The sequence below is a fragment of the Campylobacteraceae bacterium genome, assembly GCA_013215945.1.
Classification (GTDB): domain Bacteria; phylum Campylobacterota; class Campylobacteria; order Campylobacterales; family Arcobacteraceae; genus NORP36.
The window spans coordinates 1-21,649 of sequence record JABSOM010000008.1 but is presented as its reverse complement, the minus strand read 5'-3'; the positions used below and the strand labels follow the sequence as shown (position 1 = coordinate 21,649).

General features: G+C 28.1%; 28 protein-coding genes. 13 read left to right on the top strand and 15 right to left on the bottom strand.

Annotated elements, in window-relative coordinates; translation table 11 throughout:
- The first annotated feature begins 35 nt into the window (after nt 1-35).
- Genes HRT41_09525 through HRT41_09515 form a run of 3 tightly spaced genes read left to right on the top strand, consistent with a single transcriptional unit; the run spans nt 36 to nt 2,752 of the window.
- The gene (locus tag HRT41_09525) at nt 36-1,160 is read left to right on the top strand and encodes a carboxypeptidase family protein (GenBank protein ID NQY24263.1); all 1,125 of its coding nucleotides are present in this window, start codon (nt 36-38) and stop codon (nt 1,158-1,160) included.
- A gap of 26 nt (nt 1,161-1,186) precedes the next feature.
- On the top strand, nt 1,187-1,681 hold the full coding sequence (locus tag HRT41_09520; GenBank protein ID NQY24262.1) for a GNAT family N-acetyltransferase: 495 nt from the start codon (nt 1,187-1,189) through the stop codon (nt 1,679-1,681).
- A gap of 45 nt (nt 1,682-1,726) precedes the next feature.
- Entirely contained in the window at nt 1,727-2,752 is a 1,026-nt protein-coding gene (locus HRT41_09515; protein ID NQY24261.1) for a hypothetical protein, read from the top strand.
- A 4-nt stretch (nt 2,753-2,756) separates the two neighbouring features.
- Here HRT41_09515 and HRT41_09510 read toward each other — a convergent pair whose 3' ends face one another.
- The 3 genes from HRT41_09510 to HRT41_09500 are packed head-to-tail and all read right to left on the bottom strand — an operon-like array spanning nt 2,757 to nt 5,671.
- The gene (locus HRT41_09510; protein ID NQY24260.1) at nt 2,757-3,788 is read right to left on the bottom strand and encodes a tetratricopeptide repeat protein; all 1,032 of its coding nucleotides are present in this window, start codon (nt 3,786-3,788) and stop codon (nt 2,757-2,759) included.
- Between the two features lie 35 nt (nt 3,789-3,823).
- Nucleotides 3,824-4,966, bottom strand: coding sequence for an MFS transporter (locus HRT41_09505; GenBank protein NQY24259.1), 1,143 nt, complete (start codon nt 4,964-4,966; stop codon nt 3,824-3,826).
- A 51-nt stretch (nt 4,967-5,017) separates the two neighbouring features.
- Complete coding sequence (locus HRT41_09500; protein NQY24258.1) at nt 5,018-5,671, bottom strand: HAD family hydrolase; 654 nt, start codon at nt 5,669-5,671, stop codon at nt 5,018-5,020.
- Between the two features lie 103 nt (nt 5,672-5,774).
- Between HRT41_09500 and HRT41_09495 the strand changes: the two genes are divergently transcribed.
- The 4 genes from HRT41_09495 (at nt 5,775) to HRT41_09480 (ending at nt 8,291) form a co-directional block, all read left to right on the top strand.
- Nucleotides 5,775-6,401 (top strand): LysE family transporter, encoded by a 627-nt coding sequence (locus HRT41_09495; protein ID NQY24257.1) that lies wholly within the window; start codon nt 5,775-5,777, stop codon nt 6,399-6,401.
- A gap of 65 nt (nt 6,402-6,466) precedes the next feature.
- Nucleotides 6,467-7,021: a TetR/AcrR family transcriptional regulator gene (locus HRT41_09490; protein ID NQY24256.1), complete on the top strand. Its 555-nt coding sequence runs from the start codon at nt 6,467-6,469 to the stop codon at nt 7,019-7,021.
- Between the two features lie 149 nt (nt 7,022-7,170).
- Entirely contained in the window at nt 7,171-7,854 is a 684-nt protein-coding gene (locus tag HRT41_09485; GenBank protein ID NQY24255.1) for a 1-acyl-sn-glycerol-3-phosphate acyltransferase, read from the top strand.
- 53 nt (nt 7,855-7,907) lie between these two features.
- Entirely contained in the window at nt 7,908-8,291 is a 384-nt protein-coding gene (locus tag HRT41_09480; GenBank protein NQY24254.1) for a hypothetical protein, read from the top strand.
- Nucleotides 8,292-8,302: 11 nt separating this feature from the next.
- Here the strand turns inward: HRT41_09480 and HRT41_09475 are convergent, their stop codons facing one another.
- The 4 genes from HRT41_09475 to HRT41_09460 all read right to left on the bottom strand — a co-directional run bounded on the left by HRT41_09475 (nt 8,303) and on the right by HRT41_09460 (nt 11,820).
- On the bottom strand, nt 8,303-8,545 hold the full coding sequence (locus HRT41_09475; GenBank protein ID NQY24253.1) for a transcriptional antiterminator Rof: 243 nt from the start codon (nt 8,543-8,545) through the stop codon (nt 8,303-8,305).
- Complete coding sequence (locus HRT41_09470; GenBank protein NQY24252.1) at nt 8,545-8,733, bottom strand: hypothetical protein; 189 nt, start codon at nt 8,731-8,733, stop codon at nt 8,545-8,547. The genes HRT41_09475 and HRT41_09470 overlap by 1 nt, the downstream gene beginning before the upstream one ends.
- Nucleotides 8,733-10,580 (bottom strand): AMP-binding protein, encoded by a 1,848-nt coding sequence (locus tag HRT41_09465; protein ID NQY24251.1) that lies wholly within the window; start codon nt 10,578-10,580, stop codon nt 8,733-8,735. Before HRT41_09465 ends, HRT41_09470 begins: the two co-directional genes overlap by 1 nt.
- A 163-nt stretch (nt 10,581-10,743) precedes the next feature.
- Nucleotides 10,744-11,820: an AI-2E family transporter gene (locus tag HRT41_09460; protein NQY24250.1), complete on the bottom strand. Its 1,077-nt coding sequence runs from the start codon at nt 11,818-11,820 to the stop codon at nt 10,744-10,746.
- Between the two features lie 121 nt (nt 11,821-11,941).
- Between HRT41_09460 and HRT41_09455 the strand changes: the two genes are divergently transcribed.
- Complete coding sequence (locus tag HRT41_09455) at nt 11,942-12,589, top strand: uracil-DNA glycosylase (GenBank protein ID NQY24249.1); 648 nt, start codon at nt 11,942-11,944, stop codon at nt 12,587-12,589.
- Between the two features lies 1 nt (nt 12,590).
- Here the strand turns inward: HRT41_09455 and HRT41_09450 are convergent, their stop codons facing one another.
- Entirely contained in the window at nt 12,591-12,980 is a 390-nt protein-coding gene (locus HRT41_09450) for a hypothetical protein (GenBank protein NQY24248.1), read from the bottom strand.
- Nucleotides 12,981-13,113: 133 nt separating this feature from the next.
- On the opposite strand from HRT41_09450, the gene HRT41_09445 reads away from it, so the two are divergent.
- The 4 genes from HRT41_09445 to HRT41_09430 all read left to right on the top strand — a co-directional run bounded on the left by HRT41_09445 (nt 13,114) and on the right by HRT41_09430 (nt 15,937).
- Nucleotides 13,114-13,401: a helix-hairpin-helix domain-containing protein gene (locus HRT41_09445; GenBank protein ID NQY24247.1), complete on the top strand. Its 288-nt coding sequence runs from the start codon at nt 13,114-13,116 to the stop codon at nt 13,399-13,401.
- Between the two features lie 66 nt (nt 13,402-13,467).
- Complete coding sequence (locus HRT41_09440; GenBank protein NQY24246.1) at nt 13,468-13,893, top strand: SEC-C domain-containing protein; 426 nt, start codon at nt 13,468-13,470, stop codon at nt 13,891-13,893.
- Nucleotides 13,890-14,627, top strand: a complete 738-nt coding sequence (locus HRT41_09435; GenBank protein ID NQY24245.1) for a YaaA family protein — start codon at nt 13,890-13,892, stop codon at nt 14,625-14,627. Before HRT41_09440 ends, HRT41_09435 begins: the two co-directional genes overlap by 4 nt.
- Before the next feature lie 41 nt (nt 14,628-14,668).
- Nucleotides 14,669-15,937, top strand: a complete 1,269-nt coding sequence (locus tag HRT41_09430) for a response regulator (protein ID NQY24244.1) — start codon at nt 14,669-14,671, stop codon at nt 15,935-15,937.
- Between the two features lie 153 nt (nt 15,938-16,090).
- Here HRT41_09430 and HRT41_09425 read toward each other — a convergent pair whose 3' ends face one another.
- The 5 genes from HRT41_09425 to secG form a co-directional block, all read right to left on the bottom strand.
- The gene (locus tag HRT41_09425) at nt 16,091-17,173 is read right to left on the bottom strand and encodes an MFS transporter (protein ID NQY24243.1); all 1,083 of its coding nucleotides are present in this window, start codon (nt 17,171-17,173) and stop codon (nt 16,091-16,093) included.
- Nucleotides 17,174-17,644 carry an RDD family protein gene (locus HRT41_09420; GenBank protein ID NQY24242.1) on the bottom strand — a complete coding sequence of 157 codons (471 nt, stop codon included), beginning with the start codon at nt 17,642-17,644 and terminating at the stop codon, nt 17,174-17,176. It lies immediately after the preceding gene.
- Nucleotides 17,644-18,252, bottom strand: coding sequence for an orotate phosphoribosyltransferase (locus tag HRT41_09415; GenBank protein ID NQY24241.1), 609 nt, complete (start codon nt 18,250-18,252; stop codon nt 17,644-17,646). The genes HRT41_09420 and HRT41_09415 overlap by 1 nt, the downstream gene beginning before the upstream one ends.
- A gap of 2 nt (nt 18,253-18,254) precedes the next feature.
- Entirely contained in the window at nt 18,255-18,812 is a 558-nt protein-coding gene (gene frr, locus HRT41_09410) for a ribosome recycling factor (protein ID NQY24240.1), read from the bottom strand.
- 154 nt (nt 18,813-18,966) lie between these two features.
- The gene (gene secG / locus HRT41_09405; protein NQY24239.1) at nt 18,967-19,293 is read right to left on the bottom strand and encodes a preprotein translocase subunit SecG; all 327 of its coding nucleotides are present in this window, start codon (nt 19,291-19,293) and stop codon (nt 18,967-18,969) included.
- Between the two features lie 191 nt (nt 19,294-19,484).
- On the opposite strand from secG, the gene HRT41_09400 reads away from it, so the two are divergent.
- Entirely contained in the window at nt 19,485-20,093 is a 609-nt protein-coding gene (locus HRT41_09400) for a methyltransferase (protein NQY24238.1), read from the top strand.
- Between the two features lie 4 nt (nt 20,094-20,097).
- On the opposite strand, the gene HRT41_09395 is transcribed toward HRT41_09400, so the two are convergent.
- Nucleotides 20,098-20,493, bottom strand: coding sequence for a thiamine-phosphate pyrophosphorylase (locus tag HRT41_09395; protein NQY24237.1), 396 nt, complete (start codon nt 20,491-20,493; stop codon nt 20,098-20,100).
- Between the two features lie 30 nt (nt 20,494-20,523).
- Nucleotides 20,524-21,225, bottom strand: coding sequence for a Bax inhibitor-1/YccA family protein (locus HRT41_09390; protein ID NQY24236.1), 702 nt, complete (start codon nt 21,223-21,225; stop codon nt 20,524-20,526).
- Nucleotides 21,226-21,649: the final 424 nt, after the last annotated feature.

The following is a 21,649-nucleotide window of genomic DNA, read 5'->3' as shown; positions in this document are numbered from 1 at the left end:
GAAGTTTTTTAGCTAAAAGTGAATAAAGGACAGTAATGATTATTAGTGATAATTTTGACGCAGGAAATATAAAGTGTATTAATATTAAAGATACAGGTGAAATTAATTTAGAGATTAAAAAAGACAATAACTCAGACTTCTTTCAATGGTTTTATTTTAAACTTAGTGGTGCTAAAAATAAAGCATGTACTCTTAATATAATAAATGCAGGTGAGACTTCTTATTCTAGTGCTTGGAGTGATTATAATATTGTTGTTTCTTATGATAGAAAAAATTGGTTTAGAGTAAAGAGTTCTTATGATGGAAAAACCTTAAGTACAGAACATAAACCTTTATATGACGTAGTTTATTATGCTTATTTTACGCCTTATTCTATGGAAATGCATCATGAGCTTATTTCAAAATCTCAAATGTCACCACTTTGTGAATATATTCATTTAGGCCGCACGTTGGATGGTCAAGATATGGATTTACTAAAAATAGGAACAGAAGGAAAAGACAAAAAGATTTGTTGGTTAATTGCACGACAGCATCCAGGTGAAACAATGGCCCAATGGTGGATGGACGGAATGTTAGAAGCACTTTTAGATGAAGAAGACCCAATTTCAAAAGGATTATTGAAAAATGCCGTTTTTTATATAGTACCTAATATGAATCCAGATGGTTCTTTAAGAGGAAATTTACGAACAAATGCAGCGGGAGCAAATTTAAACAGAGAATGGTTGGATGCAAGTATGGAAAAATCCCCTGAGGTATTTTTAGTACGTGCAAAAATGAAAGAAATAGGAATGGATTTTTGTATGGATGTTCATGGAGATGAAGAACTTGCTTATAATTTTATAGATGGTTCAGAAGGAATACCTTCATGGAATGAAAAAAGACAAGAAACTCTTGATTTTTTCCAAGAATCACTGTGCAAAGCAAGCCCTGATTTTCAAACAAAAGTAGGCTATGAAAAAGACGTTTATGCAAAAGAAAATGCAACAGTAGGTACCAATTATATGGCAGAAGCTTTTAATGCTTTGGTAATGACACTAGAGATGCCCTTTAAAGATACTATGCAAACGCCTAATGAGAAAGTAGGTTGGTCAGCAAAACGTTCAAAAGAGCTCGGAAAAGCAAGTTTAAATGCTTTGTATCAAAGTCTTGATAAACTATAAAATAAAAATTCCGGGGAGGGAAAAATATGTCAACAGTGAAACTAAGAAATGCTATTGAACCCGATTTACAAAGATGTTATGAAATTGAGGTTTTGTCTTATTCAAAAGAAGAAGCCGCAAGTAAAAATAATATGTTAAAACGATTAAGTAAATTTCCTCAAGGTTTTTTGCTTTTAGAGAATGACAAGGAAATTATTGGTTTTATAAATTCTGGGGCCTGCTATGAAGTAAAACTGTCTGATGAAAGTTTTAAAGAGATGTTAGGGCATGACAGCCAAGGAAAGTATATTGTTGTTATGTCTGTTGTGATACATCCTGATTATCAAAAACAAGGTTTTGTTTCACTTTTAATGAAAAAGTTTATTGAAGATATGAAAAACTTACAAAAAGAAGAAATATTCTTTATTTGTAAAAAAGAATTGGTAACAATGTACGAAAAGTACGGTTTTAAAGATTTAGGGAAATCATCATCAACTCATGGTGGTGTTACATGGAATGAAATGAGTTTATCATTAATATAAGGAAAAAAATGAACAAGAAAAAACAATATAAAAAAAAGAATACAAATGTATAAAACAATATTTTTAAATACCATTACATCTATTTTAAATAAAAGAGTCATTTTATTTAGAGCTTTGTTATTGCCATCTTTATTATTAATTATTTTAAATGCTTTATTTATCAAGGATTTTCATAATTTATATATAGCTGTTCCTTTTTTTATTTTATCTCTGATTGTTAGTATTACTATTGCAATTAGTACACATAGAATCTTATTATTGCAAGATTCAAAGATAAATACCTGGGGTCTTTTTTCTTTTGAAAAACGAGAGTATGACTACTTTAAGGCTTCTTTATCGTTAATGGTAATTGTTATAATTTCTGCTTTTATAGGTTTAATATTATTTGGTATTCCTACATGGATTTTAGGATATATTTTGGGAGAACAAAACAGTTCTTTACTGCTAATATTTCTTCCTTTTGCAGTTTTAATATATGTGTGTATTATTCTAAGCAGGGTTTCTTTAATTTTTCCTTCTATTGCTCTTGAAAAAAGTATGGGCTTTAAAGAATCTTGGGATAAAACAAGTGAACATAAAGTCTTGTGTTTTATTACGATTGTTATCGTACCTATTGTTTTTGCTTTTGGATTGAATTTCCTTGTTTCTAATATACTGTCGTTTAATGATGTTCTTTATTATTGTGTTAATGCAATACTAGGAGTATTTACCAATGTATTAATAATCAGTGCTTTGTCTAATACCTATAAATATATTTTTGAAGAAAACAAGGAAGAAATAGAAGATTTTTCTTCAAGAATGACATTAAAAATAAACGACTTTAATCCTATTATTTTAAGTTTTAATACTAAAATAAATTTTTCGAATTTAAAAGAAGATTTAAAATCTCAATATGAGAGTTTAGGTTTTACAAATAAAGTGCTAGACGAAGAAGCTTCTTTTTTATTAGAACATAAAGAAAACAAAGATACTTTTGTCTCTTTAAAAGAAAAAGATAATACGTATATAATAGAAACGTTAAATACACAAAATCCTGATTTATTCATTCTTGAAGAAGAAGACAGGATTTAATATTTTAGTACTTTAGTTGTTTTGTAGCTAAGGTTTTATTTTTTATACTTTCTTTAATTCTTTTTAGAGAAGAAGAAAGTTCTTCTTTGTTATCTTCATTAAACATAAGTTCTTTTGCTCTTAAATAATAAGCAAGGGAACGCTCTAATTCATTGAGTGCTTCATGACTTAAAGCCAGATTGTATAAAGCAATATAAGACTTATAGTTAGTTGATAAAACAAGTTCTTTTAATAAAATACTTGCTTCTTTTATTTGTTTGTTTTTAATAAGACTTAGTGCCTCTTCTAGTAAATCTTCTTCTTTACTGCTGTATTTAATATAGGGAGAATCTAAGAGCGTGAAATATTTATAAGAATAGGAAGGCGCAATTATTTTTATAAAATCACTAACAACTTGTTTTTTTAGTTTTGTAAATACTTTTCTATTAGAATCTTGCCCATAGGGATTATTCGAACACTTTGTTGTTGAATGTGTTGCAGAAAAGTTACCTAAATATAAGGTCTGGGCATTAAGAACTTCTGCTATTTCTATTTGAACAAGAAGAAGATATTTTTTTTCAAGACAAGAAATTTCATATTCATAGTATTGGGAGCAATATCTTTCCCCTTTTTTATTCTTGAGGTATTGTACACATTTGTTATAATTTGTTTTTTCTTTATAATAGGTATTTTCATCTATTTCTTTTTTGAGTATTTTCCCCCATAAAATGGATTGTGCTTCTTGAAAAGTAAAAACTGGATTTTCTTTTTTTAATTGAATAATACCTGAGTCTTGTAACACTTGTTCTTTTAAAATATCAGCATGTCTTTCATTATTGATAAGATTAAAATATTTTTTTCCTTCAAAAGAAAGCTTAAACATTTGATCTTTTATTTCTTCTTCTAAATTAATACTGTCATTAGAAAAACGTTTAATATGAATATTTTTAATTTTATGAGATTGTATAACTGAGGGTTCTATACTTCTAATATTTATTTTGCTTGAACAAGCAGTGAAAAAAAGAATCAAAAAAAGGCTTAAAAAAGATATATGCATAATAAATCCTAAATGAAATAATAAGGTTTTGTTTTTTATTTATTAAAAATAGCTCTGTTCCTATAAAGTACAGTAAAAATAAATAATAAACAAAGTATGAAAATTAATATTACCGTATTCCAACCATAATATTTATAAATAAGAGTAGGAAGAGAAGAACCTAAAGCGCCTCCAATATAATAAAAACTTAAGTACATACCTGAAGTAAGGCCTTTTTGTTTCTCCAAGATTGAATTTGCCATACCTGAGGCTACTGTATGAATGGTGAACATTCCTATACATAATAAAAACATCAAAATAAAAATCACAGTATGATTAGAAGAGATAAAAAAGATGCTAATAAGTGTAAAAAACACTCCTCCTGCAAGTACAGTTCTAATGGAAGATTTAAAGAAAAGAATAATTTTTCTTGAAAATAAAGCAACAATAACACCTGACCCATAACCTAAATACAATAATCCAATGCTGCTTTCATTCATATTGGGAAACAAGTCTTTCATTCTAAAAGGCAGTAGATTTAATAAACCTGCAAAAACAAAGAAAACAGTAAACATTGTTAAATAAATAAGTGCAAAACGCTTGTCTTTTAAAATTAAAAGAATATCTTTTAGTTTGGGTTTGTTCATTTTGGATGAAATATCCAGTTTAAGATTCCAAATAAAAAGCAAGGAAATAAACAAAGCAAAACTGAGACTAAAAAATACTGCTCTCCATCCAAATTCACTTGCAATAAAACCAGATAATACTCTTCCTATTAAACCGCCAAATACGGTTGAAGCTACATATACGGACATATTAAACTGCACATTGTTTTTATCAATATTGGCCAAAATACTCATAGAAGAAGTAAGTATTGCAGGGACTACTAAACCTTCACATAATCTCATAAATAAAAACATTTCATAGCTGCTCGAAAATGCCAAAACAAGATTCGTAAAGAATAAAATAATAGAAGCAACAATGAGCATTTTTTTAGCAGAGATACTTTCTAGTATATACCCATAAAAAATAGGTGCAATCGCCAAACATAATAAAATAATAGCAGTAAACAAAGATGACTGAGTCATACTTACATGAAACTCTTCTGCTAAAATCGGCTGTAGAGGTTGTGTCGCATACATAATTGAGAGCACCACAATAATATTATAAATAATAATTCCAAGAGCTTGTTTATTCATATTTTACTTTTTTTAAAGGAGTATAGCAGTAATTAGTAACAAGAAGAGAAACTAGACTCTTTCTTGTATAAATCTCCACAAGTCTTCGCAATCTTCTACTATATAATTTGCGCCTGCTTCTAATAGTTCTTCTTTAGGTCTAAAGCCCCAAGCAACTCCTATACTTTTCATCTTGGCATGTTTTGCTGTGTTCATATCTGTGGGAGTATCTCCAATAAAATATATTTCTTCTGGATCAATATTGAGTTTTTTTGCAATATGTAGAGCGCCTTGGGGGTGGGGTTTTTTAGGAACGTCCATTTTTTGACCATGAACTTCTAAGAACTCATATTGGGAAAATAAACTTTTGATATATCTGCATGTTAAGTCATGAGGTTTATTGGACAAAATAGCCAATTTGATAGGAGTAGTTTTAAGAGATTCTAATAAATTATAAATACCTTCATAAGGACGTGAGCTGTGATTTACTTGTTTATCGTATTTATCTCTTAGGGCCTGCGTTATTGTTTGGATTATTTCTTCTTTCGTATTTGCAGGAAGTACCCTTTTTACTAAAGATAAAGGCCCATCTCCTACAAATCTTTTGTATTCATTAATTTCATAAACAGGATAATTAAATTCTTTTAATATTGTATTCATACTTAAGGCTATTTCTTCTAGTGAGTCTAATAAGGTTCCATCTAAATCAAATATAATTGCTTTCATTTTATTCCTTTTTGTAGTTCTTATTATAGTCAAAATATGAAATATACGTGATATACTATTCTTCTTAAATAAAAGGAATATTATGATTGATTTTTTTTCCCAAATGCCTTATTTCCAAGAAATAGCAACAATAACTGTTGTTGCTATTTTTATGGCTATTAGTCCTGGTGCTGATTTTGTGATGGTAACAAGAAACAGTATTTTTTACTCAAGAAAAGCGGGAATTTATTCAAGCCTTGGTGTTAGCATGGCAATTTGGGTTCATGTTGCTTATTCAATTGCTGGTTTGGCTGTAATTATTTCAAGTTCAGTTGTTTTATTTTCAATTTTAAAATATTTAGGTGCTGCTTATTTAATCTATATTGGGTGGAAAACATTTACATCTAAAGCTATGATGGACTTAGAAAAAAATGATGAAACAGCTAATCTCAGTAATATGAAAGCATTTAAAATTGGATTTATAACCAATGTTCTAAATCCAAAAACAACCATATTTTTCTTAAGTATTTTCACACAAATTGTTACACTTGATACTCCAATATTTTTACAGTTGATTTATGGTTTGATTATTTCACTGGCACATTTTATTTGGTTTGGAATCATTTCTTGTACTTTAACTCATCCTGTTTTGTTAAAAAAGTTTCAAGCTTCCAAACATATAATAGAAAAAGTAGTAGGAACAGTACTTATTGGGTTTGGAATAAAAGTGGCACTCGTTAATAATAATTAATAATTAATTATTATTGACAAAAAAAATACATTTTGCTAAAATTTGACAAACGATAGGTTGGAATTATGGCACTTAAAAAAACATCTAAAGAAGAAATACTAAAAAATTCAATAAAACTATTTAAAATAAAAGGTTATCACAATACCTCTATGTCTAACATAGCTGATAACTGTGGTTTAATAAAAGGAAGCTTATATCATCATTTTAAATCTAAAGATGATATTGGCCTAGAAGCATTAAGATATATACATCAATATTTTGAGAAAAATATATTTAGCGTTGCTTATAATAAAAAACTCAACTCAAAAGAAAAAATTACTCTTTTTATAAAAAAAACGGATGAGTATTTTTTAAAAAGCAAAGGCGGATGTCTTTTGGGAAACTTAGCATTAGAAACAAGTTCCTCAAATAAGATGTTTAGAGATGAAATACTTGCATATTTTAACGCTTGGGAAAATGCCCTTGTAGCTATACTTGAAATTGAATATGATGATGAAACCTCACTTTCTTTTGCGCAAGAGTGTGTTGCTTTAACCCAAGGTTCTATTATGATGATGAATTTAACAGGAAAAAGTGAGAACTATTTAAAAATTGGGAAAAAATTAATTAAATTATTTTAGCTTTTAAAAAAGACTTCTTTTTTTGCAAATAGTTTGTTTTTTAATTAGCACTTTTTTGACCCTAAGATAATCTAATCTTTATCTGATTAATTATGGTCAATTTTTTTGATTTTGGCTACAATAGCATAAGAGAAAAAACTAGGAAAACAATGAACTTTAAACAAATATCAATAGCACTTTATGCAACATACCTAACGAATAAATACGGTTTTTTACTTAAAAGAACTAAAGATACACAAGAAAAAATGTCTTTACGTTTAGAATATGCAAAAACATTAATGGGCAAATTAAATATTTCTGTTGAAATAATTAACAAAGAACTCTTACCAAAAGAGGGACAGTTTTTGCTGATTTCAAATCATAGAAGTATTATTGATCCTTTAATTATACAACTTGCCCTAGAAGATACAGATATTAATGGTTACTGGATTTCAAAAAAAGAGCTGTACAATTCTTTTTTCTTTGGAACTTTTACTAGAAATGCTTGTACTATTTTATTAGACAGAGAAGCAGCTTCCATGAGTCCTTTTTTCAAAGAAACAAAAAAAGTAGTTAAAGAAGGAAGTTCAATATATATATTCCCTGAAGGAACTAGAAATAAAAGCAAAAATCCTTTAGGTGAATTTAAAGAAGGCTCTCGCTTAATTGCACTAAAAAATAGGCTTAATATTTTACCTGTTTATATAAAATCCAATGCAAATGAAATATTAAAAGAAGCGATTAATAAAAGAACAAAGAACTTAAAGATTCAAATTGAAATTGGTGAGATAATTGAATATAAGAATAAATTACCATTAGAGCAGAATTATAAAAATATTTTTAATATAAAATAGTTTTTCTTTTATAATTTATGATATTATTCAATCAATAAAATAATAGGGTTAGCATGAAAATAGTAGACATTAGCAATGAAGCCATCACAAAAGAAGAAAAAAAACTAATACAAGACGATTCTAATACAAATGTCGCTTTTTTTATTCATTTAAAAGAGTTTAATGACGAGGTTAGAAATGAATTACAAGCACGCTTAGAAGAAGTGTTTTTATTTGCAAAAGGTGTTGATTGGAAATTTGACAGTTTTGGTATAGAACAAGCCAGATCTAGAAAAAAAGACATCTTAGGTTATTTTGTATTTAAAACAACCAATGTTGAAAAATTGCAAAAGCTTTTTATAAATGAATTTAAAGATTATGAAAATGCGCAAAAAATTTCTTGTTCAGTAGCTAAATACGAGAAAGTGGAAGAAAAATTCTTCCAAATTGAAGTATAAAATACTATAAATTATTCGTCTTTTTTGTAGCGTTTACCGTTTAAGTACATTACTAAATCAAGACGTATTTTTTGTTTAGACTTAAGTACTAAGAATTCTTCATTATTCTCCAAGGTCATAGACGATATATAGTCTTTTATTTTAAGCTCTAGAGAATTGTTCTCTTCTTCTAAATAAATGATTGTTGTGGGAATTTGACGTTGGATTATTACGTTTAATTGATCATAAAACTCGCATGTAACTGGTTTATACATTAATATCTCTCTTTTAAAATTTTAACTTTTTTTATTTTTAATAAACAATAATCGCCTTGATCGGTATACAATGTTTCTTCTGTAATTTTGATAGCTTTTACATTCTTAAACTGCATATCTTTATGGCTAAAAGAAATATAGTTCTTATCTTTTATTGCTTTTCGTAAAAATAAGAATTCAATATTCATTATTTTAGTATCTTATCAATAAGTTCTTTGTATTTTACTTCAATAATATGTCTTTTTTTCTTTAACGTATTGGTGAGTTCTTCTCCCATTTTAAACTCTTTTTCTAAAAAGTGAATGTTTTGCAGTTTTTCAAAAGCTTTAAATCCATGTTTTTTATGTAAGAGTTCATTCAATTCTTTTTTAATAGAGTTTAGAATATGCTTATCTTCTTTTAGATGTTCTACTGATTCAATTACTTTGTCAAATTTTTTAAAAATAAAATCTTTTAAACTTTCAACATCTGGAACAATTAATAAACCAAGACCTTTTTTATCTTGCCCTATTAACATAGAGTCATTAATAAAAGGCATAATAGAAATTGCAGATTCAATTCTGGAAGGATCAACATTTTCTCCATTTGCTAGAACAATTATTTCTTTTAATCTTCCTGTTAAAATAAGCTCACCCTTAATAGTAAATTTTCCTAAATCGCCTGTTTTTAAGTAATCATCTTTTGTAAAGTTCTTTTTATTTTCTTCTTCATTATTAAAATAACCCTGCATTACTTGAGGGCCTTTAACTTCAAGTGAACCTACAATCCCAGGATCAACTTCTATGCCTTGTTCATTTACAATACGTAAAGACGTACCTTTAAACGCAGGTCCTAAGGTTGCAAAGGTATTACAATCTAATCCACGTCCTGCTATTAAAGGAGAAGTTTCTGTCATACCGTATGAATTAACAATTCTAATGTCCAAAGCATCAATCCACTCTTCAATATATAAAGGTAATGCTCCACCGCCTGAAATTGCAAGTTTTAATCTTCCTCCAAATTTTTTTTGTACCAAAGAAAGTTTTTTCTTTGCAAAAACATTTAAGGGGTATAATAAAATAATTTTGGAAAGTGCCAGTGATTTTTTTAAAACACTGCTTGTTAAACTTTCTTTTTCAAAAACAGGAAGCTCATCTTTTAAGATTCTCATATTGTGTTTATATGTTTTTGAGATATCAACCAGTTTATAGAAAATAGCTGCTTTTTTAGGATCTTGTGACAATTTAGCATTGATTTTTGTATACATAGATTCCCATAACCTAGGAACAGTTGCTACCATTGTTGGTTTGTATTTTTCTAAATCAGCAGAAAATGTTTTAATAGAAGAATAAATAATCGTACATCCTTTTGAGATAGCGACGTATTCAGCAGCTCTCTCAAATACATGCCATGAAGGTAAGATCGATAACCAAACATCATCTGATACTAAACGAATAGCATGTGGAATAGTATCAATATTATAAATCATATTTTTATGACTTAACATAACTCCCTTAGGTTTCCCGGTGGTACCTGAGGTATAAATAATGGTAAAAGTATCTTGGGCATCTAAAACATCAACTTGTTTAAAAAAATGTTCTTCATTTTCTTTTGAGATTGTAATTTTATCTGTTTCTTCTTTGTAGGAATAGTATTCTTTATTGTGAATACTCTCTATTACAAAAATAGATTTTAACGTGTGCTTTTTTAGCATTTCTTTATATTCAGCATAGGTTTTTTCATGCTCCAAAATCAAATATGAGCAGCATGCATCTTCTAGAATAAAAGAGAGTTCATCACAAGGGGTATCAATTCCTCTTGGTACTAATATTGCTCCAATAGAAATAACAGCCAAATCGGTAATAATCCATTCGTATCTGTTATCAGAAACAAACATTATTTTATCACCTTTTTTCATTCCATTTTTTTTAAAAAGTAGAGAAAGAGTAATTACATCATGTAAAACTTGTTTATAGGAAATAGAATATTCAGAACTTCCCACTCTGTAGACAAAAGCCAGTTTCTCACTGTTTTTATTGTAGGTTTGAAGAAACATATCTAATAGATTTTTATAATTCACATAATGCCTTTTATTGTATCTGACAAATAAGAATTAAAACATTATTTATCTGCTTAAATTCTTATGTTATATATTAAAATAGCATAATTCGCTTGTATTTGGCCTAAAAGATATAAGTAGAGATTATTATATATCTGGATTAAAGACTATTTTTATCGGTACTTATTTTTCCATTTGCCGATATTAAAATAGCAAGTTTTTTGGTTGAATCAAATTGGGAGAGAATAATCGATAATATCACCATTAAAGGAATAGATAAAAACATTCCAATGGTTCCCCACATCATGCCCCAAGCAACCAGTGAAAATATCACAACAAACTGAGAAATATTGAGTTTATCTCCCATTAGTTTAGGTTGAATTATATTCCCAAGTAAAAACTGTATAAATGCCAAACAAGGAATTAATGCAAATGCCAAAGTGATATCACTTAATGAAACTAAAGCAAATAACGAAGGAATTAAAACTGCTATGATACTACCAATAGTAGGAATAAAGTTTAGAATAAAAGCAATAAATCCCCATAATGGAGCACCTTCTAAGGAAAAAAAGCTGCAAATCAAATAGGTTAATATTCCTGTACATAAACTAATAATAGTAGTGATATAAATATATGTTTTTATATTTCCAGCAATTGCATGAAGTATTTTTTCTACTTTTACTTTTTTATCTTTATTTGGGAACAAAGCTTTTAGTTTTGCATCAAAGTATTGTTGATCTAATAGTAGGAACATTACATATAAAATTATCTGTAAACTGTTAGAAAAGATAGAAGAAAAAAGTCCTAAGGCTTTATTAATTAAAGAAGCAATAGATATTTGTTGCATTATTTTATTAAGTTCTTGTGTTATATCTATACTAAAATTAGAAGATAAGTTTGCAATAAGTAAAGAAAGTCTCTCATCAATACCACTTAAACTTGAACCAAGGTCTGCAATATTAAGAGCAATAAAAGTAGTGATTTTAAAAAGTGAAAAGAAAATAAATATAACAGCAAAAGGTAAAACCAGTTTTTTAGCGTATTTGTATTGAAATATACGTAGTTTTTCAAGACTGGAAACAAAAGCATTGATTAAAAACCAAATTAAAAAAGCAATGGCAATTGAAGATAATAGTCCTGATAATTTACTTAATGAATAAACAATTAAAAAGACACAAGCAAGAAAATAAAATGCATTTGCTAGTGTACTTGTATTGATTGATTTTAAATCTTGCATAAACGTTCCTAAAAATATAATATTAGGTATTATTACAGATTTTTGCAAAATATAATATATTTATGCTTTTTTAATCGCATCTTTTTCTAAATTTTGAGATAATAGGTTTATAAGGATAAAAATGACTTGGAATAAGATTATTAAAGACGAAGAAAAAAAAGAATATTTTATTAAGCTTCAAAAAGAAATACGCAATAAATATAAAAACACAGTTGTTTTCCCCAAATATAATGACATTTATGCTGCATTTTCTTATACAAAACTTGATGATATAAAAGTGGTTATCCTAGGACAAGATCCTTATCATGGTGTAAATCAAGCCCAAGGTTTGGCTTTCTCAACACCCAAAGAGATTAAAAATCCTCCCTCAATGAAAAATATATTAAAAGAAATAAAAGACGATTTAAAAAGAGATTCTGCTTGTCTTGATGGTAATTTAATACCGTGGGCAAAAGAAGGCGTATTTTTATTAAATACTATTTTAACCGTAGAAGAAAGTAAAGCAAAATCCCATCATAAACTGGGATGGGAACAATTTACAGATGCAATCATAAAAAAAATATCACAGTATAATAAAAATGTAGTATTTATTTTATGGGGTGCAAATGCTATTAAAAAAGAGAAATTGATTGATGAAAGGAAACACCATATTCTTAAAGGTGTACATCCTTCTCCTTTGTCATCTTACAGAGGTTTTTTTGGCTCAAAGGTTTTTTCAAAAACGAATGCTTTGTTATTAAAAGAAGGAAAAGAGCCAATCACTTGGTAAACTATTCGTTTAACTCTTCTAAGAATTTAACAATATTACCTAAGTGAATTTTTAGAATAGAAATATAAATAAAGCCTACAAATAATACATTAAAATGAATAATTGCTTGATCAAAAGGAACAAGCATAGTAAAAGCGGCTCCAATTATAATGAATACAGGATATAAAAGCTTGTTTAAGGCTATTTGATAAGTAAGTTTACCCTGATATTCTTTGAGATTATTCGTAATATAATCTTTGTTTTCTTGACTTAACTTATTGTTTTCTTTGATTTTGCCTAAATCTTTAACAACTTCAATGACTTTTTTATATCCGAAATACTGTCTGAAAATCATTATTAAACCAATAATTGACAAAAAGCTAGTGATTAATTCTAGGGGAATATCTTGCACTACGTTCCTTTGATTTTATTTCAAACATTATACACTTATTATTAATAAAATCAAGTTTATAAATAATTTATAAACTTACTAAATTAAGAAATATTAGTATATAATTTTTAATATTATTTAAAAGGATCTTTCTATGATTAAATTATTCGCAAGTTTGGTTTTAAGTGTAAGTTTTTTATTGGCAACAATAAATTTAAATACAGCAAATAAAGATGAATTAATGAGCATAAAGGGTATTGGCAATAAAAAAGCGGAACAAATCCTTATGTACAGAAAAACAAATTCACTAAATAATGCAATGGATTTAAAAAACATAAAAGGTTTTGGAAAAAAAATCATATCAAATGTAAAAAATGATGTGAAGAAAAAATCTAAATCTAAAAAGAAAAAGAAAAATAAAATGAAAAAAGAATCAAAATAATACTTAGTTTTCTAAGTATTGTTTTTTCACAACTTAGGTACAATACTTAAAAAATAAAGATAATCCTTGAAAATATCAATCAATGCTTCATGTCCTTGTAACAGTAACTTAAAATACAAAAAATGCTGTTTACCCTTCCATAAAGGAAGTGCTGCTCCTACTGCTTTAAAACTCATGCGTTCACGTTTTAGTGCTTATGTTTTACATCTTCCAACGTATATTTGTAAAACAACTCATTTTGAAAATAAAGATTACACTAATGACAAAAAAACATGGGAAAAAGACATAAAAGTATTTTGTGAAGAAACCAGCTTTTTAAAACTTGAGATTATAGAAACTCTTTCAAATGACAGTTATGATTTTGTAACATTCAAAGCAAGTTTAAAACAAGATAATCAAGATGTTTCTTTTATAGAAAAAAGTACTTTTGAAAAAATAAATGGACAGTGGTTATATAAAGATGGAATATTTTTAAATGAGGAAAAACAATGAATATATTATTAGCCCCAGCAGAGAGTAAAAGTACAGGAGGGGAAGAAGCTAGTTTTAACATTAACAATTTTTTTTTAGAAGCTAATTTTGATAAAAGAAAAGAAGTTCTGGATTTATATGAAACTCATGTAGAGAATTTAAGCCATGAAGAATTGTCTTCTTGGTTTTCACTTAAAAAGATGAGCGAAGTAGTACGCTATAAAGAAAGCCTACTTCATAAGGTAGGTAAAAAAGCGATTCTAAGATATACCGGTGTTGCTTTTGATGCGATTGCTTATGAGAGTTTGAATAAAGAGGCACAAAACTATATAGATGAAAATGTAATTATCTTCTCAAATTTGTTTGGACCTATCAAAGCCAAAGATATCATTCCTGATTATAAGTTTAAACAGGGTGCAAAGTTACCTAGTTTTAATCTTGAGAAACATTATTTAGAGCATTTTTCCAAAAGTTTGGATGCTTGTTTGGATGATGAAATTATAGATTTAAGAGCAGGTTATTATGAGAAGTTTTATAAATGTACTAATAAAAAAGTACTTTGTTTTAAATTTTTGAAAGATGGAAAAGTTATATCTCATTGGGCAAAACATTATAGGGGTATACTTTTAAATGTCCTTTCAAAAAACAATATACAGTCATTTAGTGAATTCATGCACTTAAATATTCCTGGTTTAGAAGTTATTGAAATAGAAGAAAAAAAGAATGTAAAAACAATGATTATGAGGATAATTTAATAATTTTTGTACTTTAAAAGTAATTACTGTAATATAGGCATATGACAGCCATAAATACGGAATTACTTAACAAAATAACAATTTTATATATAGAAGATGATTATGAAACAAGGAAAAACCTTGTACATGAAAGTGCGAAATTATTTAAAAAAGTTTATGCAGAAACAAATGGTTTAGATGGATTAAATACCTATAAAGCCAATAAAGATAGTATAGATGTTATTGTGAGTGATCTTCATAGCTCAATCTTATCTGGCTCTGAACTCTTAAAAGAAATTAGATTAATACATAAAGATATTCCTTTTATTTTTTCAACTGCCCATACAGAACTTAAACATGTATTAGAATCAATTCAACACAAAACAACAGAATGTTTAACAAAACCTATTAATATTCAATATCTTTTTGAAAGAGTATCTTTTGTTTATGAAGAAAGTTTTTTAAAACAAAAAAACTTTCATCAAAAAGAAGAAAGTCAAAGATATTTAGATGCAATTAATAAAGTAGCAATTGTTTCTAAAGCAGACTTAAGAGGAAATATCACTTATGCAAATGATATTTTTTGTGATATTGCTCAATACCAATTAGAAGAACTTATAGGTAAGTCTCATAATATTATAAGACATCCAGATACCCCAAGTGAGCTGTTTAAAAAGTTATGGATAGATTTACAAAGTGGTAAAACATGGCAAGGTAAGATAAAAAATAGAAGTAAGTATGGAAGAACTTATTATGTAAATGCGACTATTTCACCTATATATGATGATTTAGGCAAAGATATTATTGAGTATATTGCAATTAGATTTTTGACAACAAATGATGAGTTAGAAAAAAGAGAATTCAAAAAAAGAGTTCTTGCGAACATACAAGTGAATAAAAAGATTCACCTAGAAAAAGTAAATCACATTAATATTTTAGAAAATAAATTAAAGCGTTATGAAAATGTCTCTGGTTTAGAAGTGGTTTTAAAAACTGAGAGAAAGAAATCAGCTACCCTCGTTGCTCAAGTCAACCATTATGAAAAAATAATTACTACATTAAAAAACAATCATGAAAAATTTATTAAATCTTTTAATGTGAAAGTTCGAAATACCTCAGATCTTTCTATTGTACTAACAAAAGAAAATAAAAAACTAGAAGAAAATTTAATAAACATAAAAGATGAAGTAAAAAATAAGAAAAAAGATTTAAGAGTTGCAAATAATCGTATTGATTCTCAAAATAAAACCATTAGAGACTTAAGAGATGTTATTGATTCCTTAGAAAAAGAAGCCAAAGATTTAAAACTAAATAACTTTTTTGACTCCTGAGATGAAAGCTAAAGTAGAAAAATAGCAGAATATAAAAACAAATAATCTCCATTCAAAAATAAAAAAGTATTAACGTTAAAATTTTTGGAAGAGGAAAAAATGGTATCTCATGGGGCCAAGTATTGATTTACTTATTATGAATATAGAATAAACTTAAACTTGTTTGTTCACTTTTGACATAAAGAACAGTGAACAAGCAGCAAAAAAAGCGGAAGACAAAAATAAGTACTCTCCGTATAAATATCCTGCTAATAAAGCTCCTATAAAACCACCTAAACCATAAGCGACCCCATACATAAATTGTTGCGCAAGTTTTTTATTATCATAGAGTGTATACAAAAATATAATTACGGATGAGTGGTATAATCCAAAAGAGAAAGCATGCATTCCTTGTGTTACATAAGTAAGAAATAAAGATTCTGGGAATAAAAATAAAATCATCCATCTTATAACAGTCAAAGATAAACAAAATAACAGTATATTTTTAAGATTTCTTTTTAAGAGAGGACCTTGAAAATACAGCATTACTATTTCACAAAGAATTCCAAAACTCCAAAGATAAGATACTGTTTCTAAAGAAACTCCATGTTCTGTTTCATAAATCGTAAAAAAGTTATAAAAAGAGCCAAAACTCATTTGCATAAAAAACAGACTTACCCAAAAAGGCCAGTATTTAAAAAATGAAAAAGGTTTTTTGGAGCCTGCATCGTCATGTGATACATCATGTTTAAGCAATATTAGTGATAATATAACCGTAGCAATATTGGCAAAAAGAAAAAAGTGTAAAGCAATAAAAGGGGATGATAAAAACTTAGCAAGTACAAGTGCAATTACCATAAAACCAATAGAGCCAAATAAACGAGATTTACCATATCTTTCTTTACCAAGATCTTTTAATGCAATAATTTCAATATAAGGAAGTATTAAACTCAAAGATACGCCAAGCAGAGCATTTGTAAACATAAAAGCATAAAAGTTATCAAGAGTAAAATAAAACGATGATGTAGCTATCGTAGAGCATGCTAGGGCTATTTTAAATACTTTTGCGTCCAGTTTAATTAGTTTTAAAAATAAAAAGGGAGTTAAAAATCTCATAAGTGGTGCTAGGGCATATAAAATACCAATTTCACTTGCGCTGTATCCTACATCTAAAAGAACTTTAGGCATAAAAATGACGTAAACAGCAGTTGCGGAAAAATAAAAATAGTAAAATGCAGATATATTAAAAAAAAGCATTTATTTTTTTTCTAAAATAATAGTATTAGAAATAATATCCTGTATTGTTTTTTTGTCTTTTCTAAAAAATGGTACAAAAAGTAAAAAGAATGAAATAATACTAAGTAGAGTAATAAGATATCTTATGATTGCTTGTAATAGTGAGATTCTTGAATGGCTTTTATCATCTAAAACTTCTAGTTCATATGCTTTGAGTCCAGGGGTTTGTTTTTTTGCAATCCACATGATTACAATTAACGGAAGATGAAGCGCTAAAATAGTCAACCATCCCATTGCTCTGTTTTGAGAGAAACTGTCTCCTCCATCCATAATGACATACATTACAAGGTAAACAATAGGAGTGGTTAATAAAAAGCTGTCTAATAAAAAAGATTTAAAGCGAGAAGAAAGACGTGCAGATAAAACACTTATATCTAAGGGTTTTTTATTTGCTTTTTGCTTTATTTCGCGATTAATCTCTCTTCTTCGCATTAATTACCTCTTGAGCCTGGTTTATAAGCAGTACTTCCATCTTTACATAATGGACAGTCTTTTTCTTCGTACATTTCAAAAGTAAAATCCTCTAAAGCAAACAGTGGTTTATCTAAAGGAAGTTTACAAGAAGATGTAGCTTCTAAATCACTGTTTTCTCTTGAACAAAAACCACGATTAGCAAGTGCAGCATAAGCAACAACATTTCCACCTGATTTTTCTACTTCTTTAGCAGCTTCTAGTGCAGAACCACCTGTTGTGATAATATCTTCACAAATGATATAGTTTTCATTTTTTTGAACTTCAAAACCACGTCTAATAGTCATAATCCCATCAACACGTTCCGCAAAAATAAATCTTACATCTAAAGCAGTTGCTAATGCAAAACCAGCAATGATTCCGCCTAAAGCAGGAGAACATACAGCATCAATTTTAATGCCAGAAGCTATAATTTGTTCAGCCAATGCTTCAGCTAATAGTTTTGCTGTTTTAGGATTTTCTAAAACTTTTGCACTTTGTAAATAAAACTGCGAGTGATTACCCGAACTTAATTTAAAATGACCCTCTAATAAGGCTTGTGAATCTTTGTATATATTTGCTACGTTCATCATTATACCGTCAAAATTTCTTGTTCTTTAGTTCTTAGCGTACTATCAGCAGAAGATACAGCCGCATCCGTTATTTTTTGAATTTCATCTTGTGCTCGTTTTTGTTCATCATCAGTAATTTCTTTGTCTTTATGTAAAACTTTTACTTTATCATTAGATGCTTTTCTAATATTTCTGATTGCAATTTTTGCATTATCAGTCATAATTTTAGCGCCTTTAGCACTTACTTTTCTTTGATCAACAGTCATTGGAGGAAAAAACAATTTAATAATTTCACCGTCATTGTTTGGGTTTACTCCAATGTTTGCATTTTGAATAGCTTTTTCAATATCACCTAAAAGATTTTTTTCCCAAGGATTAACAGCTATTGTAGTTGCATCAATTGCTAATACAGAACCAACTTGATTTAAATCAGTCATTGTTCCATAATAATCAATTTTAACTCCATCTAATACTGAAACAGTTACTTTCCCTGTTCTAAGTGATTTATAATCTCTTTTTAAGGCTTCAAGAGATTTTTCCATGTGTTCTTTTGTATCTGAATAGATTTCATTTAACATATTTTTTCCTGTATTTTAAATTTGAGTTTTGAGCTAATTTTTTGGATTATAGCATGTTTATGCTTGCAAAGGGGAGTTATGGGCTGTTATTATTTTAAGTTATGAATAAAAGTATTAAATACAAATAGCCTAAGCTATTTATATTTAAAATAAATTATTTTGAAGGCAGTGTTGGTATTACAGGTGCAGCTGGTGCATCTGCTTTAGATGGAATTAAAGATTCAACTTTAACTCCATCAACTACTGAATCAAGTTTCTGTTGATTGTAAAAGTATCCAAGTGCTAAGGTGTTAATAATAAATAACAGGCCTAAACCCATTGTTACTTTAGTTAAAAAACCACCTGGACCTTTTGCTCCAAATAGTGAGTTATTACTTCCACTATACGCACCTAGGCCTATACTAGAACTTTTTTGTAATAATACAGCGATTACAACGAATGCTGCTAAAACGAATTGTACAATTAATAGAGTAGATGTCATCTATTATCCTTATGTAAAAATGGAGTGTATTTTATCAAAAACTTATTAAAAAAAGGTTAAAATCACAAAAATATATTTAAATAATACAAAAGTAGGTCTTTTTGTCTAAAAAATCCGTTAATAAAGAGTTTTCAAAATACTCTAAACAATACAATAACTATAATATTATTCAGCAAATTGCTGCAAAAGCAATGATTAGGGATGTAAAAAATAAAGCAAAAAATATTTTAGAGCTGGGCTGTGGTTCTGGGCAAGTGTATAAAAATATTGCTTGGAACTTTGATTCTTATACTGCTTTAGACTTTTCTTCTTCTATGTGTGACTTACATCCTAAAAATACTAAGACTATAGTTAAGTGTCTTAATTTTGATGAGAATGAGTTCTTTTCTTATTTAGATGATAAACATTATGACTTAGTACTTTCATCCTCCGCACTACAGTGGTCAAAGGATTTAGGCAGAATAATTCAAAAGTTAGCATGTATTACTAATGAATTACATGCCGTCTTGTTTACCTCGAATACCTTTAAACATATTCAAAACATAAGTAAAAAAAAGTCACCCATTTTAAGCGAAGAGAAAATAAAAGACGCTTTTTCAAAATATTTTTCTTGTGAATTTGAAACAATACTTTATAAGTTAGAATTTTCTTCAAAAAAAGATTTATTTAATTATATAAAAAAGTCAGGAGTTAGTGGAGAGACCAAACTAACTTTTAAAGAAGCCAAATCTTTATATAAAGAGTATGATTTAAATTATTTGGAATTTGAAGTGATTTATATTAAAGCATTTAAAAAATAAAGCTTTAAAAAGTTATATGATTCATTTCTTTTTCTAAGTCATATAATTCATAGCGTATTGCTTTAAAAACTTCACTCTTATTAGTAGTTAATAGTTTTGTTAGCTCTTCTAGTACTCTTGCGCTTTCTTGAGCACGCTTGAAGTTGGCTATTAGAATACTTTTAAGGTTTTCTCTTTTTTGTTCTGAAGACGTGGTTTTTTTAAGAACATCATTTTTGATATCTCTTGCGTCTAGTAGTTCATTATAAAGATTGATTCTTGATTGATGGCGCAGTTCTTTTAATCGTTTTGCTGTATTTTTGTCATTGTATGCGTATCTGAATATATCTTCTACAACACGAATGCCCTCACGTAAACGATTTAGGTTGGCATCTATTAGTCTTAGTTCTTGTTCACTCATTAAATAAACAACTCCAAGAGGAGCTGTTTTTTAGTCATCACTTGAATTCATTATTCCAAGAATTTGCAATAAAGAAACAAATAGATTTAAAAAATCTAAGTATAAAGCTAAAGCAGCTTCAATTGGAGAATCATAGTTTCCTTTTAAAATTTGCTGAGTATCATATAATATGAATGCAGAAAATAATAAAGCACCTGCACTAGCAATTCCTAATTGTAATAATGATGATTGAATAAAGATATTTGAGATTCCAGCAACAATCATAATGATTAAAGCAATGAATAACATTTGTCCCATAGACGAAAAGTCTCTTTTAGTAGTCATTGCAAACATTGAAATTCCACCAAATGCAACCGATGTCATTAAAAACGCTTGCCCTACAATTGATGCGCCTGCAGGCATTGCAAAAATTGAAGCTAATAAGGGAGCAATCATTAGACCTGTTAAAAATGTAAATAAAAATAATACAGCTAAGTTGACACCTGGAGTATGTTTAACTCTGGGAATTACAAACCAAACTAGGCCAATAACTACTGCAAATAAAATCCATGATACTGGAGCAACTAATAAATGAACGATATCCAGTCCTATATAAGCTCCTGCTGTTGCTGCTAAAAGTGATCCTGCAAACAGTTGATAGGTAGCTTTTAAAAAGCTCATCATTCTTTCTTTTGAAGAATCCTGTGCTTGATCTTGAGATGAATTATTTGATAAATAATCTCTGTTGTACATTATATATCCTTTTTGATAATATTAAATTGTTGATATTCTATTATGAAACTCTTTAGTTTATCTTTAAATCAACTTACTATAGAGTATATACTTTATATGTAAATGAAAAATTAACACATATTTGCGTAATTTTATTATTATAGCCTTACTTTATAGCCTTTATATACATAGTGATATTAAGTATAAGATTTCAAATAAATTGATATCTTATTAATAAAGGATAGGTATATTGTTTGTAAAAGAACATATAATCCAATAAAAAGAACGAAAAAGTAAGATTTACGTGTAGTAAAACATGAATTCAAACATTTAAGCTACATTTATGTTTCATCCCTTGACAAAGAAGGTAAAACCTCCTATAATTCCCGTCCAAATCAAGTGTGACACTTTAAAGTGACAGATGAGAGACTGGATGATCTTTAAC

Excerpts from the sequence above, each read along its gene's own strand:
- HRT41_09525 (NQY24263.1), top strand. The coding sequence starts at position 36 with ATGATTATTAGTGATAATTTTGACGCAGGAAATATAAAGTGTATTAAT.
- HRT41_09520 (NQY24262.1), top strand. The coding sequence starts at position 1,187 with ATGTCAACAGTGAAACTAAGAAATGCTATTGAACCCGATTTACAAAGA.
- HRT41_09515 (NQY24261.1), top strand. The coding sequence starts at position 1,727 with ATGTATAAAACAATATTTTTAAATACCATTACATCTATTTTAAATAAA.
- HRT41_09510 (NQY24260.1), bottom strand. The coding sequence starts at position 3,788 with ATGCATATATCTTTTTTAAGCCTTTTTTTGATTCTTTTTTTCACTGCT.
- HRT41_09505 (NQY24259.1), bottom strand. The coding sequence starts at position 4,966 with ATGAATAAACAAGCTCTTGGAATTATTATTTATAATATTATTGTGGTG.
- HRT41_09500 (NQY24258.1), bottom strand. The coding sequence starts at position 5,671 with ATGAAAGCAATTATATTTGATTTAGATGGAACCTTATTAGACTCACTA.
- HRT41_09495 (NQY24257.1), top strand. The coding sequence starts at position 5,775 with ATGCCTTATTTCCAAGAAATAGCAACAATAACTGTTGTTGCTATTTTT.
- HRT41_09490 (NQY24256.1), top strand. The coding sequence starts at position 6,467 with ATGGCACTTAAAAAAACATCTAAAGAAGAAATACTAAAAAATTCAATA.
- HRT41_09485 (NQY24255.1), top strand. The coding sequence starts at position 7,171 with ATGAACTTTAAACAAATATCAATAGCACTTTATGCAACATACCTAACG.
- HRT41_09480 (NQY24254.1), top strand. The coding sequence starts at position 7,908 with ATGAAAATAGTAGACATTAGCAATGAAGCCATCACAAAAGAAGAAAAA.
- HRT41_09475 (NQY24253.1), bottom strand. The coding sequence starts at position 8,545 with ATGTATAAACCAGTTACATGCGAGTTTTATGATCAATTAAACGTAATA.
- HRT41_09470 (NQY24252.1), bottom strand. The coding sequence starts at position 8,733 with ATGAATATTGAATTCTTATTTTTACGAAAAGCAATAAAAGATAAGAAC.
- HRT41_09465 (NQY24251.1), bottom strand. The coding sequence starts at position 10,580 with ATGTTTCTTCAAACCTACAATAAAAACAGTGAGAAACTGGCTTTTGTC.
- HRT41_09460 (NQY24250.1), bottom strand. The coding sequence starts at position 11,820 with ATGCAAGATTTAAAATCAATCAATACAAGTACACTAGCAAATGCATTT.
- HRT41_09455 (NQY24249.1), top strand. The coding sequence starts at position 11,942 with ATGACTTGGAATAAGATTATTAAAGACGAAGAAAAAAAAGAATATTTT.
- HRT41_09445 (NQY24247.1), top strand. The coding sequence starts at position 13,114 with ATGATTAAATTATTCGCAAGTTTGGTTTTAAGTGTAAGTTTTTTATTG.
- HRT41_09435 (NQY24245.1), top strand. The coding sequence starts at position 13,890 with ATGAATATATTATTAGCCCCAGCAGAGAGTAAAAGTACAGGAGGGGAA.
- HRT41_09430 (NQY24244.1), top strand. The coding sequence starts at position 14,669 with ATGACAGCCATAAATACGGAATTACTTAACAAAATAACAATTTTATAT.
- HRT41_09425 (NQY24243.1), bottom strand. The coding sequence starts at position 17,173 with ATGCTTTTTTTTAATATATCTGCATTTTACTATTTTTATTTTTCCGCA.
- HRT41_09420 (NQY24242.1), bottom strand. The coding sequence starts at position 17,644 with ATGCGAAGAAGAGAGATTAATCGCGAAATAAAGCAAAAAGCAAATAAA.
- HRT41_09415 (NQY24241.1), bottom strand. The coding sequence starts at position 18,252 with ATGAACGTAGCAAATATATACAAAGATTCACAAGCCTTATTAGAGGGT.
- frr (NQY24240.1), bottom strand. The coding sequence starts at position 18,812 with ATGTTAAATGAAATCTATTCAGATACAAAAGAACACATGGAAAAATCT.
- secG (NQY24239.1), bottom strand. The coding sequence starts at position 19,293 with ATGACATCTACTCTATTAATTGTACAATTCGTTTTAGCAGCATTCGTT.
- HRT41_09400 (NQY24238.1), top strand. The coding sequence starts at position 19,485 with ATGATTAGGGATGTAAAAAATAAAGCAAAAAATATTTTAGAGCTGGGC.
- HRT41_09395 (NQY24237.1), bottom strand. The coding sequence starts at position 20,493 with ATGAGTGAACAAGAACTAAGACTAATAGATGCCAACCTAAATCGTTTA.
- HRT41_09390 (NQY24236.1), bottom strand. The coding sequence starts at position 21,225 with ATGTACAACAGAGATTATTTATCAAATAATTCATCTCAAGATCAAGCA.